The organism is Chitinophaga lutea, from assembly GCF_003813775.1.
Classification (GTDB): Bacteria; Bacteroidota; Bacteroidia; order Chitinophagales; family Chitinophagaceae; genus Chitinophaga; species Chitinophaga lutea.
The window spans coordinates 2,156,277-2,175,006 of sequence record NZ_RPDH01000002.1 but is presented as its reverse complement, the minus strand read 5'-3'; the positions used below and the strand labels follow the sequence as shown (position 1 = coordinate 2,175,006).

The window sequence follows — 18,730 nt, the reverse complement described above, 5'->3', positions numbered from 1 at the left end:
TTAAGAACAGTAAGCATGCGCAATTGCAGGGGATTAATTTTTGTGTTATTCATTTTTATTTCGGCAACCGCCAGTGCCCGGCAGCAAACGGACCTGCTGGTAATCGGCGGCGGGGCCAGCGGCACCATGGCAGGTATCCAGGCTGCGCGCATGGGCGTGCGCACCACCATCATTGAAGAAACCGGCTGGCTGGGAGGAATGCTCACATCTGCGGGCGTTTCGGCTATCGACGGCAATCACCGCCTGCCCTCCGGCCTCTGGGGTGAATTCAGGCAACATCTTTATCAATATTACGGTGGGCCGGATTCGGTATTTACTGGCTGGGTCAGCAACTGCCTCTTCGAACCGCACGTCGCCAATAATATTTTGCAGAAAATGACCGGTGCGGAAAAACAGCTGCAGGTCGTTTTTCACACGCGGTGGACCGCTATCCGTAAAGTGGCCGGCGGTTGGGAAGTAACGGCGCAGCAGGGAAAAAAGACCGTGGTGTTTGAAGCGAAAGTGGTGATTGACGCTACCGAACTGGGCGATGTAATGGCCGCGGCAGGCGCAAAATATGATATCGGGATGGATAGCCGCCACGAAACGGGAGAGGAGCTGGCCCCTGAAAAAGCGAACGACATCATCCAGGACCTGACCTATGTGGTGGTGCTGAAAGACTACGGCAAAGGCAAAAATAAAACCATCAAAAAACCGGAAGGTTACAACCCGGCTGAGTTTGCGCACAGCTGTGATGTGTCCGACCCGGCTTCTTTCGACTCGCCGGACAATAACTGCCATCATATGATGCATTATGGCCGCCTGCCCAACAACAAATACATGATCAACTGGCCGAAATCCGGCAACGATTATTACCTCAACATCATTGAAAAAACGCCGGCAGAACGGGAAGCAGCGCTAAAAGCGGCGAAACTGCACAGCCTTCGTTTCGTGTACTACCTGCAAACGGCGCTGGGTTACAAACACCTGGGCATCGCGGACGATGAGTTCCCGACGGCGGACAGGCTGCCGATGATCCCCTACCACCGCGAATCGCGCCGTGTAAAAGCGGAGGCATTGCTGACGGTGAACCATGTATCCCGGCCGTACGACCAGCCGCAGGCACTGTACCGCACCGGCATTGCGGTAGGCGATTATACGATCGACCATCACCACGAAAAAAATCAGGCGGCTCCCAAAATCGATTTCGTAAAAATCAGGGTGCCTTCCTACAACGTGCCCATGGGCAGCCTTGTGCCGAAGGGCGTTGACGGACTGATCGTTGCGGAAAAAAGCATCGGCGTCACCAATATGGTGAACGGCGCTACCCGCCTGCAGCCCGTAGTATTGGGCATCGGTCAGGCGGCGGGTGCACTGGCGGCGGTGGCCCTGCGGCAGAACGTGCAGCCCCGTGAGGCGGATATCCGTTCGGTGCAGCAGGCCCTCCTCGACGCGAAAGCCTACATCATGCCCTTTATCGACGTGCCGGCGGAGCATCCGCATTTTGCGGCGCTGCAGCGTATTGGCGCTACCGGTATTCTGAAAGGAACGGGCATTCCTTATAAATGGGCGAACCAGACCTGGTTTTATCCCCAGCGGCCGGTATCGTGCTATGAAATTACCGACGGTCTGCGCCTGTACTATGAGCCATTGCGCACTTACTGGAATGCATCCGGCGACCCGCTGACCATCGCATTTTTACTGGAGCTGTTCGAAAAAGCAGGAAAGAAAGTGACGATGGAAGAAATCACGGCCGGCTGGAAAGCGCTGCAGCTGCAGGGTACGCCGGAACTCAATACCGAATTGAACAGAGGCGCCGCCGCGGTGCTGATCGATAAATACTTACAGCCATTCCAACGCAAAGTGGACTTTGTTGGACAATTCAAAACGATTAATCAATAAAACTAATCCAAGACTTTATGGAAGTGTTATCAGCCAAAAAAAGTACGTTGAGGTGGATCCTATGCTTCGCGATGTTGATCGCGCCCACCGTATTGACGTATGCACAATCCGGTACCGTGAGCGGTACCGTTACGGACGACAAGGGAGGCCCGCTGCCCGGGGTAACCGTGCAGGTGAAAGGCACTGCTGTCGGTACCCAGTCGGACGTTGCCGGCAAATTCTCTCTCCCTTTGAAAACCCCTTCGGCCGTACTGGTCTTCAGCTTTGTCGGCTTTGAAACAAAAGAAATTACCACCGGCCCCGCAGCGAATGTATCGGTTCGCCTGGCGGAAGCCACCAAGGGCCTCAACGAAGTGATCATCGTGGGTTATGGCCAGCAGAAACGCCAGAACGTAGTAGGCTCTGCTGTGCAGATCAACGCGGAACAGCTGAAGCAGGCGCCGGCAATGAACCTCACCAACGCGCTGGCGGGCCGCTTGCCGGGGTTGACTACCCTGCAGCAATCCGGCCGCCCGGGCGCAGACGATGCCGCATTGCGCATCCGCGGTGTGGGTACCACCGGCCCTAACCAGGGCCCGCTGATCGTGGTAGATGGAGTGCCCCGCAGTAACATGTCGAGCATCGACTACAGCGAAATCGAAACCATCACCCTCCTGAAAGACGCGGTTAGCACCGCGGTATACGGTTTACAAGCGGCCAACGGCATCGTGCTGATCACCACCAAACGTGGTAAGAACCAGAAACCCACCATCACTTACGATGGCGGCGTACAGCTGACGCAGAACACCCGTTTCCCTAAATTCCTCAATGGTCCGGATTACATGGAATGGTACAACAGGGGAACGGATATGGACAACGATTACAATGAAAATACCGGCGTGAACCTCGTGCCGCATGTATATTCCAAAGAACAGATCGAAGCGGTGCGCAACGGCACCAATACCAACCCGCTGCTCGGTAATACCGACTGGGTAGGGAAGCTGGCGGGCAACACAGCCTTCTCGCAGAATCATAATATTTCCATCAGGGGCGGCACCGAGCGCGTGAAATACTTTACCAGCGCGGGCATGCTCGATCAGGACGGCGTCATCGAAAACACCGGCTTCAAACGCTACAACGTGCGGACCAACCTCGATGCGCAGTTGAATGATGTGTTCTCCGTGGCGGTGGACCTGTCTTTACGCCAGACGAACACCCGCACACCCGGTATTTCCCCGGACAACACCGCGTACCTCAACCCGTTTTACCAGGCGGTGAGGATGCTGCCCAACATGCCGGAATACGCGCCGAACGGGCTGCCCACCGCTTATAACAGTAACGCCGGCTGGGTGAATCCGCTGGCATCCGTACAACAATCGGGTTACCAGAATTCCCAATCCAACATCTTCCAGGGTACTTTCACCATGAAAGCAAAAATTCCCTGGGTGCAGGGTCTGGAGGTGAAGTTGCTGGCCGCATACGATAAAACCGGCACTGAAAACAAAAGCTGGCTCACGCCGTACAGGCTGATGGGCCGCGGCCGCGATCAGATCACCGGCGACTTTGTGGAACTGACCACCGTGCCCGGTATCACGAGAACCACGCTGCGCCAGTCGTACAGCCAGGCCTGGCGTAAAACCTTTCAGCCCAGCATCACCTACGCCCGCACCTTTGGCGATCACGACGTGACCGTGCTGGCGCTGTATGAATTCAGCCAGGGCAACAACAACGTATTCTCTACCGGCGCGAGCAACTTCCCGCTCACCGACATCCACGAAATCGACTTCGGTGGTAAAGACCCGCTGGATGTGATCACACCTACCGGCAGCAGCAATACCGATTCCCGTGGTGGTTATGTGGGCCGTATCAATTACGCCTATAAAGGAAAATACCTCGCGGAAATCTCCACCCGTTACGATGCTTCCATCATGTTCCATCCCGATTACCGCTGGGACCTGTTCCCCGCTGTGGGCCTGGGCTGGATAGTGAGCAAGGAATCGTTTTTTGAAGGCGCCAGCGGCGTGGTGGACTTCCTCAAACTGAAAGGTTCAATGGGTAGAATGGGTAACGACAAGATCAACGGCGGTTATTACCAGTACTACCAGACTTATAAACTGAATGAAGATCCCGTGATGGTGATCGGCGGCAAACCGGTGTCTGCCATCTACACCAGCGCACCGCCTTTCCCGACCATCACCTGGGAAACCTCCACGATGACCAACGTCGGTTTTGAGGCGCAGTTGCTGAACAATAAACTGGGCATTGATTTCGACTGGTTCTATAAAGTGACGGAAGACATCCTGCAGGGCCAGGGCGGCCTGTACCCCGGCACTATCGGCGGTTATTATCCTGCCAACGTGAACAGCGGCATCGTAGACAACCGCGGCTTTGATTTGCAGATCCGTCACAGCAACACCATTGGTAAACTGGAGTACAGCGTCACCGGTAACTTTAACTGGGCAAGAAATAAGATCATCCGTTTGGATGAGGCTTCTTCCACACCCGAATGGATGCGCCGCGTAGGCAGGCCCATCGGCACCAAGTTCGGGTTCCAGACGGATGGTTTCTACCAGAACTGGCAGGAAGCCAACAACGGCACGTCTCCCAGCGCAGGCACCATCGCTCCCGGCTTCTTCCGGTATGTGGACATCAACGGCGACGGCCGCATCACCCGTACCGAAGACTTCACCGTGATCGGCCGCAGCAACCTGCCCGAGATCATGTACGGCCTCAACATCTACCTGAAATACGGCGGCTTCGACTTTTCCGCCTTGCTGCAGGGCGCCGCACTGAGCAGCGTGAACCTCGCCGGTACGTATGAAGGCTCCAGCGGCACTTCCGGTGTGGACGACAATACACCGTTCACCCGCGCATTCTATGGTTACGGTAACTCTCCTTATTTCCTCGTGGAAAACGCCTGGACGCCCGATAACCCGAATGCGGAATTCCCCCGTTTGTCGGCTTACAAGGCACAGCTTACCGCACACAATGCCCACATCAACTCCGGTTGGGTGCGCAAGGGCGATTACCTCCGTGTGAAAACCGTACAGCTGGGCTACAACGTGCCGAAAAAACTGCTTGAGCGCGCCAAGATCCAGCAACTGAGGGTGTATGTGTCCGGCTTCAACCTGTTCACATTCGACAAACTGAAGTACCTCGATCCGGAAATGCCCAACGTGAACAACGGCTTCTATCCGCAACAGCGCATTATGGCAGCAGGTGTAAACCTTTCATTCTAAAAAGTACCACGATGAGTAAAACAATGTCAATTATAAAAAGATCATTCGTACTGGCCGGTATCGTATTGGCTGCACATGGCTGTACACTGGATGTGACGCCTACCGACAAGTACACGGAAGAAACGATATTCAAGAACCCGGAGAACATGGAGTTGTATGTGGCGGGATTGTACGCGGAATTCCAGACGTTCAAGTTCGGGCAGTTTCCCATCGGTTACAGTAATGCCACCGATGCGTTGACCGACATCGAAAAATACACGTCCAGCACGTCCGGCAACGGTACGGTGAACATTCTCGCGATGGACGCCAGCCGTGTGAATGCTGCCGGCCCGCAGCTGAACTACTGGAGCTCGGGGTATGCCCGCATTCGCCGTATCAACGAGTTTTTATCCGGCCTCTACAAATACGCCAAACTCTCCGACGACGCCAAAGCGATGTATGAAGCGGAAGCACGTTTTGTGCGCGGCTACACGTATTTCTGGCTGGTGAAACTGCATGGCAGCGTGGTATTGATGCCCGGCCTGGAAGACTATAAAGAGAAAAACCGCCAGCGTTCCAGCGAAGAAGATTGCTGGAAATACATCGCGGCAGACTTTGCTTATGCTGCAGAGAAACTGCCCGTAACGCAGCCCGCCACCCGCACCGGCCGCGCCACCAAAGGTGCCGCATACGGCATGCTGGCGCGTACCTGGCTGTACGCAGCTTCCATTGCGGAGTACGATAAAAAAGCTTACAACCAGGATCCCCTTACCGGTGTAGCCGCAGCCAGCGCCGCAACCTACTATCAGAATGCCGCTGCTGCTGCGGGAGAAGTGATCAAACTGGCCGGAGAGGGCATTTATGGCCTCGAAGCGAAGTTTGCAGACATTTTCCTGAAAAGAGACACCAAAGAAGCCATCTTCAAACTCGATTTCGTGGCGCCGCAGTTTACGCACCAGTACGATTTCGGTTTCACCCCGCCGGGCGATATCCCTGGCCAGGGCATGGTATATGGCGTGCCTACTGCCGAACTGGTGAACGAATTTGAAATGGCCGACGGTTCGAAGTTCAGCTGGAGCAATGCCGCACAGGCTGCCGAGCCGTATAAAAACCGTGAGCCGCGCTTTTACGCGTCCGTACTGTACAACGGTGCTTCCTGGAAAGGCCGTACCATCGACTCGAAAGCAGGTACCGGTATCGAAAACTTCACTGAATACGGTATTTCTTCCGAGCCCAAAAGAACGGTGACCGGTTATTACATCAAAAAGATGCTCGATTCCACCAATATCAACTTTGTGCAGAACAAAAGCATCCAGAGCTGGCTGGAATTACGGTATGCGGAAATACTGCTGATTGCCGCGGAAGCACGCGCCAAATCCAACAACATCGGCGGCGCGCAGGAAGCGCTCAACACGTTGCGCAAGGCGCGCTACCTCCCCGAAAATGCACCGGGCGATGTGGCGGGGCTCATGAAAGCGATCGAACACGAAAGGATGGTGGAGCTGGCGTTTGAAGGGCACCGTTACTGGGACCTCCGCCGCTGGCGCAAGGCGCACACCGTATTGAACGGCGTACGTTTCACCGGCCACAAGATCACACCGCAGGGCGCCGGTTTCAAATATGAGGTGGTGCCGGCCGATAACGCCAACCGCCAGTTCACACCGGCTCTGTATTACATACCCATCCCGCAGGATGAGATTCAGCGTAACACCGCTATCACACAAATCCAGGGTTGGTAATCTGTATTCATAAAAATCAGCTTCATGAAGCCGCTGCAGATGCACGGCTCCATCCGGCGGATAAAATCAAAATTTTTTTCGGATGAAACGTAATTCCTTTATCATAGTATCCCTGGCTGCAGGCGCCATGCTGGCATCCTGCCGCAAAGCCGACGAGATCAAACGGAACCCGCAGAACCTGCTGGCAGACATCTTCGCCACCAACGAAGGCAACGGCGGGAAAAGGCTGTTCAATCCCCGCATCAGCAACGATACCGTCTATTTCGATATCCCGTATTATTTCCCGGAAGACTCCGACGACGAAACGGACCTGAGCCGGATTATCCTCCGCGGTTCCATTCCTTCGGACGCCAAAATCACACCGGCCCTCGGCGGATTTACCGATCTCAGGCAGCCTTTCCGGTTTACCGTGCTGGCCGGTACGGGCGAGAAGAAAGACTATGTGGTGATGGGAAAAAAAGTGGGCAACACCACCATCGAAAGCATTAAAGTGACCTTCAGGGACGCCGATGGCGCCACGCAGGAAATAGACGGGGTGGTGCAGGAAACGGGTGAAGTGCTGTTTTATGTGATGCCCGGCACGGTGATGAACGACGCGAAAATCAGCTATGTGATCAACAAACATACCGCTGCCTCCATCCCGCAGGATGGCCCCGTGAATATGGCCCAGCCGGCGCCTTTTGTGCTGACGGGCAAAGACGGTGTGGCGAAAACCTATACGCTGAAAACCGCGGAGCCGGTGAAGCTGGCCTACGGCTTCGGCATCAACCGCAAGCTCTGGAGTAAATCGGCTACGGAACTGAACTTCAGTGCGAACAATGAAATCTGCCTCGCGGTGAGCGGCGATTACCTGGTGATCACCCGCAGAACCAATCCATCCAAATACAGCGTGTACAACCGTTTCACCGGTGCGTATGTGCGGGAGATGGTGAACCCGCTGGGTTCCCAGCTGTCGTTCCAGATGATCGGCGACGATGCCGGCAACCTGCTCGGCGCATCCTGGGCGCCTAAGAATGCGAAGTTCATCCTGCACAAATACAAAAACCCGATGGATGCCGCTCCGGTGAAACTCATCGAGTGGACCAACAACAACCCGGCCGCCATCCCCGGCGACGGTGGTGTGGGCAGAAGGGTGAACATCTACGGCAACCTCGACGGGAATGCCGTGATCATGGCGCCCGCCGGCGTGTCCAACATCATTTACAAATGGAGGGTGAGCAATGGCGCCGTGGTAAGCCAGGTGCCCGAGGTGATCAACTTCCCTTCATTGGCCAACGGCGCCGCCAACTTTGGTTTCTATGCCGAGGCGCAGCCGGTGTCTGCCGAGCCCAATGCCAACTACTGGATCAACTACCAGTTCGACATTGCGCTGATCAACGGCACATCGCACCAGCGCATCGCCGCCTTTGCCAACGACCCGGCCATCAGCGGTATTTTCCACATGCCTACGGCGGTGGTGAATTTCAACAATGCCAATTATCTCGCCATCCTGAAATATGTGGAAACGTACAGCCTGAACAAAGTACACCTGTCTGTTTTCGACGTCACCAATCCTTCCAAGATCGGTACGCCGTTCGCCGACCCGTCGTTCAAAAACTTCAACGTGTTCAACTCCGAACAGCTCACCGCGCCGGATAACGGCAACGGTACCGGCGATGTAGCCGTTGGGTTTTCGGACAACAACCAGCGGATGCAGATTTATTACCTGCTCACCAACGGTGGTGTAAGGGCTCACGAATTCACAGTTTACGCACCCTGATAAAACCCTTTAACATGAAACACAGTTTTTCCCCCATATGCGCCCTGCTGGCTGTAATGCTCACAGCCGCCACGGCCTGTAAAAAAGATACACCATCAAAGCCGCCGGGGAATACCGGCGGCAACGATACCACGCCAACGCCTAAGCGCGACGTGATTGCCTGGGTAGACGCTCGCTCCAATGTGTTCGGCACCTACGGCCGCCTCGCCGATACCGCCGAACTGAAAAAGGTGCTCGACACCCTGAAGATCGTAGGTGTAAACGGCCTGGTGGTGGATGTGAAGGGCAGCAGCGGGTACACGATGTATCCCAGCGCCATCGCCAAACAGATCACCTCACTCGACGGAAAAACCATCCCAGCCGGTGTGGATTACGTTGGTTTTATGCTCCAGGAAGCCCGCAAGCGCGGCTTTAAGGTGTATGCCTCCATCGTGACCATGGTGGAAGGCGACGGTAATCGCAGGATGGGCACCGTGTTCGACGACCCGGCCATGGCGCAGTACGAGTCCATCGTATGCAACGTGAACGGCGAACGCGTGAAAGTGAGCTCCACCGGCCGCAATGCTTTTGTGAACCCGGCACAGCCGGCCGTACAAACGCGCGCGCTGAATATCATCAAGGAGATCGCCACCAAATATGCATTCGACGGGCTTATTCTTGACTATTGCCGCTACACCGATATCGACGCCGACTTCTCGGATTTCTCCAAAACGGAGTTCATCAAATACCTGGAAGACAAGTTCCAGGACAATACGGCGAAGAACATGAAGTTCCCAACCGACATTGTGGCCACCTGGCGTACCAGCTCCGGCCAGACGCTGCCGGCCACCACGGGTAAGTACTACAACAAATGGCTCATGTACCGCTGCAGCGTTATCCAGCAGTTCTTCATCAAAGCGCGCGAAACGGTGAAAGCCGCCCGCCCCGATATGAAATTCGGTACCTACGTGGGCGCCTGGTATACCACTTATTACCAGGTAGGCGTAAACTGGGCCAGCAAGGAATATGATCCTTTCAACGACCAGGAAGTACGCTTCGACTGGGCTTATCCCAAGTACGGCGAAACCGGCTACGCGGAGCAGCTCGACCTGCTGATGACGGGGAACTACTTCACGCAGATCCGCCTCGCCGACAACCCGGCTACCGCCCACCTGAAATACCATTGGTGGAGTGTGGAAGGGTCACTGAACGGCGGGATGTACATCACGAAAAACAAGATGCCTTTATACGGCAGCATCGATATGGGGAACGTGGACTGGAAAGACCAGGGCGAAATCACCAAAGCCATCAAATACATCCTGGGCAAGGCCAGCGGCGGGGTGATGCTGTTTGACGTGGTGCATATTTACGCGCCGCAGTACAACCGGCTGAAACAACCGCTGTGGGACGCCGTAAAGAACGGGTTAAGCAACCAATAACGGAGCCATAAACGGCTGTGCACGCAAATGCACAGCCCATCAGATTGAGTGAACGAAACAGCAGAGTGGTATTATCCGGGGCCGGCGGAAGCCGGCCCCTCATTTGAAAAAACAAACATGAACCGCAGTAACAGTCTGGATGCGCTCCGCGGCTTTGCCATTCTGGCGATGGTGCTGTCTAGCAGCATTGCTTTCGGCATTTTGCCCGGCTGGATGTATCATGCGCAAACACCACCGCCGTCTCACGGTTTTAACCCGGCTTTGCCCGGCATTACGTGGGTAGACCTGGTATTTCCGTTTTTCCTTTTCAGCATGGGGGCTGCTATTCCCCTGGCGCTGCAACGGAAAATCCGGGAACACGTACCGCCCCCGCGCCTGCTCTGGCAGGTGATGCAGCGCTTCGGCCTGCTGATGCTGTTTGCCGTTTTTACCCTGCATGCAAGGGCATGGGTACAGGCCAAACCGGCTACGGCCAAAGAGCACCTGATTTCCATCGCCTGCTTCGGGGTGCTTTGTTTCATGTTCGTGCGGATGAAGCAGATCTGGCCGAAACTGCTGGCGTATACCGCCGCTATCGGCTTTCTGGTATACCGGCATGCCGATGTGTATAAAAGCGATATCATCATCGTAGTACTGGCCAACATGGCCCTTTTCGGCACCGTGATCTGGTACCTCACCCGCCAGAAGCCGCTTTGGCGTTTAGGCGTGCTGCCTTTTGTTGCGGCCGTACTGATCGCAGGGCAAACACCCGGCTCGTGGGCCGAGGCAGTGTTCAACTGGTCGCCGCTCCCATGGGCGTATAAGTTCTATTATCTCAAATACCTGTTTATCATCATTCCCGGTACCTTTGCCGGAGAGTGGCTGCAGCAGCCGGTTGCGCAACCGGCCGGCGCCGACAGGCGTAACTGGTTGCTGATAGCGGCAGGCACCTTAACGCTGGTTTTGGTGAACGTGATATTTTTATTCAACCGGCAGCTGGTGCTGAACCTGGGCCTTTCCGTGGCAACGGGCACTGTGATGCTGGTGTTGTGCCGTAACATGAAGGTGGCCGTACTACCCTGGAAAAATTACCTGCAGGCCGGCATTTACCTGCTTTGGCTTGGACTTTTTCTCGATTGTACGGAAGGCGGGATTAAAAAAGACCCTTCCACCTATAGTTATTACTTTGTAACGGCGGGGCTCGCCTTCCTGGTCATCCTCGGTTTTTGTGTGCTGGAATTTTATGGCTACGCCTCGCGCCTCATCGGCTGGCTCGCGAAAAACGGCCGGAACCCCATGGTAGCATATGTGGCGGGTAACCTCCTGCTGCTGCCGGTATTGCACCTGACCGGCGCCATCCGGCTGTTCAGTGCGATGGAAAACAATGTGTGGCTCGGCGTATTAAGAGGGTTGTTATTTACGGGCATAGTGTCCCTCATCACTATATTTTTCGTGAGCAGGAAATGGTTTTGGAAAACATAAAAAAATATAAATGTCATTAAGCGTTCTCGACATCGGGATAATTATCGGGTATATTATCGCCATTTTATTCCTGGGCTTCTACATCGCCCGGAAAGCCTCGAAGGATCTGCAGAGTTATTTCCTCGGCGGCAACAAAATGAAATGGTACATGCTGGGGCTGAGCAATGCGTCCGGGATGTTCGACATTTCCGGCACCATGTGGACGGTGAGCATTCTTTTTATCTACGGCCTGAAAAGCGCTTTCATTCCCTGGCTGTGGCCGGTGTGGAACCAGGTGTTCGTATTCGTGTACCTCGCCATCTGGATGCGGCGCTCGAACGTAATGACCGGCGCGCAGTGGATCACCTTCCGCTTCGGCGACGGGAAAGGCGCCCGCCTGTCGCACATCATCATCGTTATTTTCGCGATCGTGAGCGTGATCGGGTTCATCGCTTATTTTTTCGAAGGCATCGGTAAATTCTGTACCTCCATTTTGCCGTGGGATCTGGCCGTGAACATCGGCAGCTTCCATCTTTCCTCCGAAAGAAGCTACGCGCTGCTGCTTTGCACCATGACCACCCTGTACACCATCAAAGGCGGTATGTACAGCGTGGTGGCCACGGAAGTGATGCAGTTCATCATCATGACCATCTCCTGCTTCGTGATCGGGTACATCGCTTATACCTCCGTTACGGCAGACCAGGTGCACGCGGCTATCCCGCAGGGCTGGAGCGATCTGTCGTTCGGCTGGAACCTGGGCCTCGACTGGACCAACACCCCATTCCCGGCTGTGAATGAAAAGATCGCGTCGGATGGTTTCGGCCTTTTCGGCATCCTGCTGATGATGATGCTCTTCAAAGGCATCTTCGCTTCCATCGCCGGGCCGGTGCCGAGCTACGACATGCAAAGAGTGCTTTCAACCCGTACCCCCGGCGATGCCGCTAAAATGAGCTTCACCACCATCTGGGTGATGTACATCCCCCGGTACCTGATGGTGGCCGCTTTTGCCGTGCTGGCACTGGTGTACATGCAAACGGAACTGGGCGCGCAGGGTGGTCAGATCGACTTTGAAAAGATCGCCCCGCTGGCCATCGCCAAATTTGTGCCTGCCGGTTTCAAGGGACTGCTGCTGGCCGGTCTGCTGGCTTCCTTCATGGGCACCTTCTCCGCATTCGTGAATGCGGCCCCTGCCTACATTGTGAACGACATCTACAAAAAATACGTGAACCCCAATGGCACCGACGAGAAATACATCCGCATGAGCATTATCTCGTCTGTGGTGCTCGTCTTCATCGGGATCATGTTCGGGTTCATGGGCGCTTCGCTTAACAAGCTCACCCTCTGGATCACGTCCGCCCTGTATGGCGGGTATGCCGCGGCCAACTTCCTGAAATGGATCTGGTGGCGCTTCACCGGCTACGGTTATTTCTACGGCATGCTGTTCGGGCTCATCGGGTCCACCATCAAGCTGTTCCTCTTTCCCGAGATCGTGGACATCTACGTGTTCCCGCTCATTCTCCTGTTCTCCTTCGCGGGCTGTATCATCGGTACGTATATGTCGCCGCTGGTGAACAGGGAGGCCGTGAAAGCGTTTTATAAACAGACGAACCCCTGGGGTTTCTGGGGGCCCATCCGTAAAGAGGTGCTGGCCGAAGACCCGGGCTTCAAACCGAACAAGGATTTTAAACGCGATATGTTCAACATCGTGATCGGTATCATCTGGCAAATGGCCCAGGTAGTGATACCCATCTACTTCATGATACGGGAGAATTACCAGATGCTCGGCTGGGTGATCATCTTCATCGCCGCTACCTGGCTGTTGAAGAAAAACTGGTGGAACCACCTCGGTAAAGCAGACGAAAACTATAAACAGGAACAAGCATGATAAAACAGGTTTCCATGGCCGTACTATTCCTCGCTACCGGTTTCGGCGCCGGTGCGCAGGCGATAGACAGCACTTACGATAACAATCATTACAAAGAAAGGGTGGCGCTGTTCGCCAAAATGCCGAAGCAGAAAAGCGCCATCGTATTCCTCGGTAACAGTATCACCGAAGCCGGCAAGTGGAACGACATCCTGCCCGGCCTGCCCGTGCAGAACCGTGGCATCAGCGGCGATAATTCCTTCGGTGTGATCGCCCGCCTGCCGGAGATCGTGGCCCAAAAGCCGGCGAAGATCTTCCTGCTGATCGGCGTGAACGACCTCAAACGCGAGGTGCCCGTGCCCGTGATCATCAATAATTACAAACGCATCGCTGGCATCATCAAACAGGGTTCCCCCAAAACGAAGGTGTACCTGCAAAGCGTGCTGCCCGTGAACGACACCATCCTTATCGAGGCGTTCAAAAAAGTGACCAACGCGAATGTGGCGCTGCTCAATAACGCACTGGAACAGATCGCCAAAGACAACAGGTATGGGTACATCAATCTGCACGAAGCCTTTGCCGACAGCAAGGGACAGTTGCTGAGAAAAGAAACGCCGGATGGTTTGCACCTGAAGGTAAGTTCCTATCCGCAATGGGTTCAACTCCTGCGCAGTAAAAAATGTTTATGATGAAACGGATGATATTACTGGCCGCCTGCGCCATACCGGCTTTCGCCTCGGCACAAACGGCCCCGAAAATAGACAGCAGTTACGCCAACTGGTATTATGAAGGCAGGATGGAACTGTACAACCAGCTCAATCACCAGCCCGCCGACATCCTGTTCCTGGGCAACAGCATTACCGAAAGAGGGGAGTGGCATGAGCTGCTGCCCGGCAAAAAGATCGCCAACCGTGGCATCGGCGGGGACAATACCTTCGGCCTGCTGGCCCGCCTCGATGGAGTGATACAGCAACAGCCGAAAAAGATTTTCCTGCTCATCGGCATCAACGACATCGGGCGGGGGCTGCCGACGGAAGTGATCCTGCAGAACTACCGCCGCATTCTCACCAAACTGACGCAGGGCCTCCCCAAAACGAAAATAATCGTGCAAAGCGTGCTGCCCATGAACGAGGTCAAATTGCCGTACGCCTACCTGAAAAATAAGGCTGACCAGATCAGGGCGCTCAATGAAGGCATTGTGCCGCTTGCAACGGAATTCAACCTCACCTATCTCAACCTGCACCCCCTGTTTGCAGACGAGAAAGGAGAACTGAAAGCGGAATACACTAAAGACGGTATTCACCTGGAACCGGTCGCCTACGTGGATTGGGTGAACTGGCTGAAAAAGCAAAAACAATTGTAGTATGAAAATCACAGGCACTTTCCTCGACGAGATCAGTCACGACATTCCCCACCAGAACTGGGGCCGCGAAGAGTGGGATAGGGACTTCGCTTATATGAAAGCCGTCGGCATCGATACGGTGATCCTGATCCGCAGCGGTTACCGCCGGTTCATCACTTATCCTTCCGCATACCTGCAAAAAGAGTTCGGTTGTTACGCCCCACCGGTTGACCTGGTGAAGATGTACCTCGAACTGGCGGACAAACACGGCATGCAGTTTTACTTCGGGCTGTACGACAGCGGGCATTATTGGGATACAGGGAACATGCAGTCTGAAATAGACGCCAACCGTTATGTGATCGACGAAGTATGGAAAGAATACGGTCATTATAAAAGTTTCAAAGGCTGGTACCTCAGCATGGAAATCAGCCGTCGTACCAAAGGCGCGGTGGAAGCTTTCTCCACGCTGGGCAACCAGTGCAAGGGGGTGAGCAACGGCCTGCACACCTTCATCTCTCCCTGGATAGACGGGAAAAAGGCCGTGATGGCCGCTTCCGCCGGTCTTACCAAAGAAGACGCCGTTTCCATCCAGGAACATGAAAGAGAATGGAGCGAAATATTCGATGGGGTACGCGGCGCGGTGGATGCCGTTGCCTTCCAGGATGGGCACATCGATTACCACGAACTGCCGGAGTTTTTCGCGGTGAACAAAAGAATGGCCGACAGGTTCGGGATGCAATGCTGGACGAATGCGGAGTCGTTCGACCGCGACATGCCCATCAAGTTCCTGCCCATCAAATTCGAAAAGCTGCGCCTGAAGCTGGAAGCGGCAAGGCTTGCCGGATACGACAAAGCCATTACATTCGAATTTTCACATTTTATGAGCCCGCAATCTGCCTACCTGCAGGCCGGACATTTATATAACCGTTATAAAGAGTACATCGGAGCGCTGAAATAACCTCCTGCCAATTTTTAAAGAATAACCTGATGAAACATTTAGCTGCTTTATACAAGCAAGAATTACTGGAAAACGTGTTGCCCTTCTGGATCAAAAATTCTAAAGACGAGAAAAACGGCGGTTTTTTCACCTGCCTCGACCGCGAAGGAAAAGTATTTGACACAGATAAATTTATGTGGCTGCAGGGCCGTGAGGTGTGGATGTTTTCCATGCTGTACGATAAAGTAGCACCCAACGAAGAATGGAAAGCCATGGCCCTCCACGGCGCCGGTTTCATGCAAAAGCACGGCCGCGACGCGCAGGGTAACTGGTATTTTTCGCTCACGCAGGACGGGCGCCCGCTTATCCAGCCGTATAACATCTTTTCAGATTGTTTTGCCGCCATGGGTTTCGGCGCATTGTATAAAATCGAGCCCAAACAGGAATACCACGACATCGCCAAAAACACATTTGAAAATATCCTGCGCCGCCGCAGCAATCCAAAAGGCCAATACACCAAAAACGTCGCCGGTACGCGCAACCTGAAAAATTTTGCGCTGCCGATGATACTCTGTAACCTGTCGCTGGAACTGGAGCATATCCTGGGCCGCGACAAGGTGAACGAGTTTATTCCCCAGGTACTGGAAGAAGTGATGGAGGTGTTTTACCACGAAGAAACGGGCCTGATACTCGAAAACGTACTGGAAGACGGGAGCTTCTCCGACTCCTTCGAAGGCCGCCTGCTCAACCCCGGCCACGCCATCGAAGCCATGTGGTTCATTATGGACCTGGCGGTGCGCCTGAACGACAAAGCGCTGGCCGAAAAGGCCACCGCCATCGGCCTGCGCATGCTGGAGCATGGATGGGATAAAAAACACGGCGGAATCTTTTATTTCATGGACATCTATAACCGCCCGCCGCAGCAGCTGGAATGGGACCAGAAACTCTGGTGGGTGCACCTCGAAACGCTGGTGTTCCTGGCCAAAGGCTGGCAGCTGACAGGTAACGAGGCCTGCAAAACATGGTTTGAGAAAGTGCATGCATATACCTGGAAACATTTCAAAGATGCGGAACATCCCGAATGGTTTGGTTATCTTAACCGCCAGGGCGAGCCGCTGCTGCAGCTGAAAGGGGGCAAATGGAAAGGTTGTTTCCATGTGCCGCGCGCTTTATACCAGGTGTGGCAAACGCTGGAAAAGGCGCCTGCGTTCAGTGAGCAGCCCAGTGTTGTTTAAAAAGATGTATATGAGATTTTTGTTTTTCTGCTGCCTGCTTTGCTGCAGTCTCGCGCAGGCACAAACGCGTGTCAGCTACCGCGATTCGTTGTACCTCGATCACTACCGGCCACAGGGCAAGCCCAACGGTATGTCGGTGATGTTCATTCACGGCGGCGGTTTCACCGGCGGTGAAACCGCCAACCAGAAACCCTTCGCCGAAGGCATGAGCAAACGGGGGTATAATGTGTTCGTGATTTCATACCGCCTGTACCTGAAAGGCAGCAGCTTCGGTTGCAACACGGTGACACCGGAAAAACTGAAGGCCATCCGCCTGGCGGTAGAGGACGCGGCAGACGCAGCGAAATTCATTCTCAGCCGCGCAGATTCCTTCCGGGTGAACCCCGGGCAGTTTTTCCTGGCAGGAAGCAGCGCCGGTGCGGAAACCGCGTTGCAGCTGCTTTACAACCCGTTCGCTGCCGCAGACCCTGCTCGGTTCGACTATTTCAAAACACCCCGTTTCTGTGGTGCGCTGATCTTCGCCGGCGCGCTGGTAGACATCAATACGATGCAGCCCGCCAACTGGGTGCCCATGCTGCTGATGCACGGCACCAAAGACCAGCTGGTACCATTCGGCACGGCCTCACATCACTTTTGCCCGGCTACCTCACAGGGTTGGATGATGCTCTTCGGCTCGAAAACGATTTATGAAAAAGGGAAGGAATGGAACAAACCGGTAGTGCTGTACACCTACAACGGCAACGGGCATGAAGTGAGTAACTATATGTTCAGGGAGTTTGATAAGATGGATACATTCATGCGGAATGTGGTGACGGGGAAGAAGATAGGGGCGAAGGAAGTTGTGGGAGTGGGGATGAAGTGAGTATCACCGCAGATAGTCCGGAAAGTCTTTAGGATTGAAAACCTCAAACAGAGCCGCCTTGCAATGCAGTTGCAGGGCGTTTTTGTTTTCATTAGTTAAATGCATTGATCAGGTTCACGACCACCTTTGTCATAATTTCCTTCTCATCCGGTTTGCTTTCGGCGATCATCAACGTGAGTGCCACGAGCGCATTATCTGCAATGCGTTTTGAGCCATCGGCTCTATAAAGCAGCTGGTTCTTTTCAAGGAACCAGACAAACAGGAACGCAGCTATTCGTTTGTTGCCATCTGAAAAGGAATGGTTTTTTATCACGAAGTAAAGCAGGTGGGCAGCTTTTTCTTCTACACTGGGATAGAGCTCCTTTGCATCGAAAGTCTGGTAGATGACGGACAGGGAGCTTTTGAAGGACTCGTCTTTTTCATTGCCAAACAGTTCACTGCCGCCGAATTTTTGCTTTAAACCCTGAATAGCCTTCGTGGCTTCCTCATAATTGATCTGGAACAATGAGTCAGTGGTAGTGGACTGGATCGTCAACTGTTGGTGGTCGTATTTGTCGAGAATGTCGAGGGCATAGGTGTAGTCGGTCAATACCTTTAACAGGTCGCCTGCTTCACTATCTGAAAGTTGATTGTTTGCCACAATGTTGCTCATGAGCCGGATTGTTTCTTTCAGTAAAGATAATTGTTCTGCCTGTTTCTTTCAATCGGGTTTCGTTGAGGGAATAACCTTTTATGAGGTACTCCTTGAGTACATTGTTGGCCCATATTCTGAATTGAGTGCCTCTCGTCGATCTTATCCGGTATCCGACTGACAAGATTACATCAAGGCTGTATAAAGTGACTGGCCGGTCGGAGTATTCAACCAGATAGTCCTGTGTATTAGTTGTAGAGTCGAGTTCGTGCTCTTTGAAAATATTCGCAATGTGCCTTGACACTACAGACCTGTCTCGATCAAATAATTGCGAAATTTCTTCCTGCCCAAGCCATACAGTATCAAGATCTAATGTTACATTTAGAGAGTACTTGCCATCTTGCGTTTGTAAATAAGTATTTTTC

At 53.9% G+C, this 18,730-nt stretch carries 14 protein-coding genes; 12 read left to right on the top strand and 2 right to left on the bottom strand.

The genetic code is table 11. The features are described from left to right. Positions 1-42 precede the first annotated feature (42 nt). The 12 genes from EGT74_RS21050 (at position 43) to EGT74_RS20995 (ending at position 17,674) form a co-directional block, all read left to right on the top strand. Entirely contained in the window at positions 43-1,881 is a 1,839-nt protein-coding gene (locus EGT74_RS21050; RefSeq protein WP_246008271.1) for an FAD-dependent oxidoreductase, read from the top strand. A 17-nt stretch (positions 1,882-1,898) separates the two neighbouring features. Next, positions 1,899-5,099, top strand: coding sequence for a SusC/RagA family TonB-linked outer membrane protein (locus tag EGT74_RS21045; protein WP_123848527.1), 3,201 nt, complete (start codon positions 1,899-1,901; stop codon positions 5,097-5,099). A gap of 23 nt (positions 5,100-5,122) precedes the next feature. Next, complete coding sequence (locus tag EGT74_RS21040; RefSeq protein ID WP_158618248.1) at positions 5,123-6,817, top strand: RagB/SusD family nutrient uptake outer membrane protein; 1,695 nt, start codon at positions 5,123-5,125, stop codon at positions 6,815-6,817. Positions 6,818-6,899: 82 nt separating this feature from the next. After that, on the top strand, positions 6,900-8,576 hold the full coding sequence (locus tag EGT74_RS21035; RefSeq protein WP_123848525.1) for a DUF5018 domain-containing protein: 1,677 nt from the start codon (positions 6,900-6,902) through the stop codon (positions 8,574-8,576). 14 nt (positions 8,577-8,590) lie between these two features. Beyond that, entirely contained in the window at positions 8,591-9,994 is a 1,404-nt protein-coding gene (locus EGT74_RS21030) for an alpha amylase family protein (RefSeq protein ID WP_123848524.1), read from the top strand. Positions 9,995-10,111: 117 nt separating this feature from the next. Beyond that, positions 10,112-11,455 carry a DUF5009 domain-containing protein gene (locus EGT74_RS21025; protein ID WP_123848523.1) on the top strand — a complete coding sequence of 448 codons (1,344 nt, stop codon included), beginning with the start codon at positions 10,112-10,114 and terminating at the stop codon, positions 11,453-11,455. 10 nt (positions 11,456-11,465) lie between these two features. Beyond that, positions 11,466-13,319, top strand: coding sequence for a sodium:solute symporter family protein (locus EGT74_RS21020; protein WP_123848522.1), 1,854 nt, complete (start codon positions 11,466-11,468; stop codon positions 13,317-13,319). Between the two features lie 14 nt (positions 13,320-13,333). Continuing rightward, the gene (locus EGT74_RS21015; RefSeq protein WP_158618247.1) at positions 13,334-13,987 is read left to right on the top strand and encodes a GDSL-type esterase/lipase family protein; all 654 of its coding nucleotides are present in this window, start codon (positions 13,334-13,336) and stop codon (positions 13,985-13,987) included. Next, positions 13,984-14,661: a GDSL-type esterase/lipase family protein gene (locus EGT74_RS21010; RefSeq protein ID WP_246008270.1), complete on the top strand. Its 678-nt coding sequence runs from the start codon at positions 13,984-13,986 to the stop codon at positions 14,659-14,661. Before EGT74_RS21015 ends, EGT74_RS21010 begins: the two co-directional genes overlap by 4 nt. Before the next feature lies 1 nt (position 14,662). Then, positions 14,663-15,598 carry a DUF4434 domain-containing protein gene (locus EGT74_RS21005; RefSeq protein ID WP_123848520.1) on the top strand — a complete coding sequence of 312 codons (936 nt, stop codon included), beginning with the start codon at positions 14,663-14,665 and terminating at the stop codon, positions 15,596-15,598. A gap of 29 nt (positions 15,599-15,627) precedes the next feature. Then, positions 15,628-16,812, top strand: coding sequence for an AGE family epimerase/isomerase (locus EGT74_RS21000; RefSeq protein WP_123848519.1), 1,185 nt, complete (start codon positions 15,628-15,630; stop codon positions 16,810-16,812). A 10-nt stretch (positions 16,813-16,822) separates the two neighbouring features. Further along, the gene (locus EGT74_RS20995) at positions 16,823-17,674 is read left to right on the top strand and encodes an alpha/beta hydrolase (RefSeq protein WP_158618246.1); all 852 of its coding nucleotides are present in this window, start codon (positions 16,823-16,825) and stop codon (positions 17,672-17,674) included. Positions 17,675-17,765: 91 nt separating this feature from the next. Here EGT74_RS20995 and EGT74_RS27095 read toward each other — a convergent pair whose 3' ends face one another. Beyond that, positions 17,766-18,326: a type II toxin-antitoxin system death-on-curing family toxin gene (locus tag EGT74_RS27095; RefSeq protein WP_220392918.1), complete on the bottom strand. Its 561-nt coding sequence runs from the start codon at positions 18,324-18,326 to the stop codon at positions 17,766-17,768. After that, positions 18,289-18,609, bottom strand: a complete 321-nt coding sequence (rhuM, locus tag EGT74_RS27395) for a RhuM family protein (RefSeq protein WP_394338036.1) — start codon at positions 18,607-18,609, stop codon at positions 18,289-18,291. The genes EGT74_RS27095 and rhuM overlap by 38 nt, the downstream gene beginning before the upstream one ends. Positions 18,610-18,730: the final 121 nt, after the last annotated feature.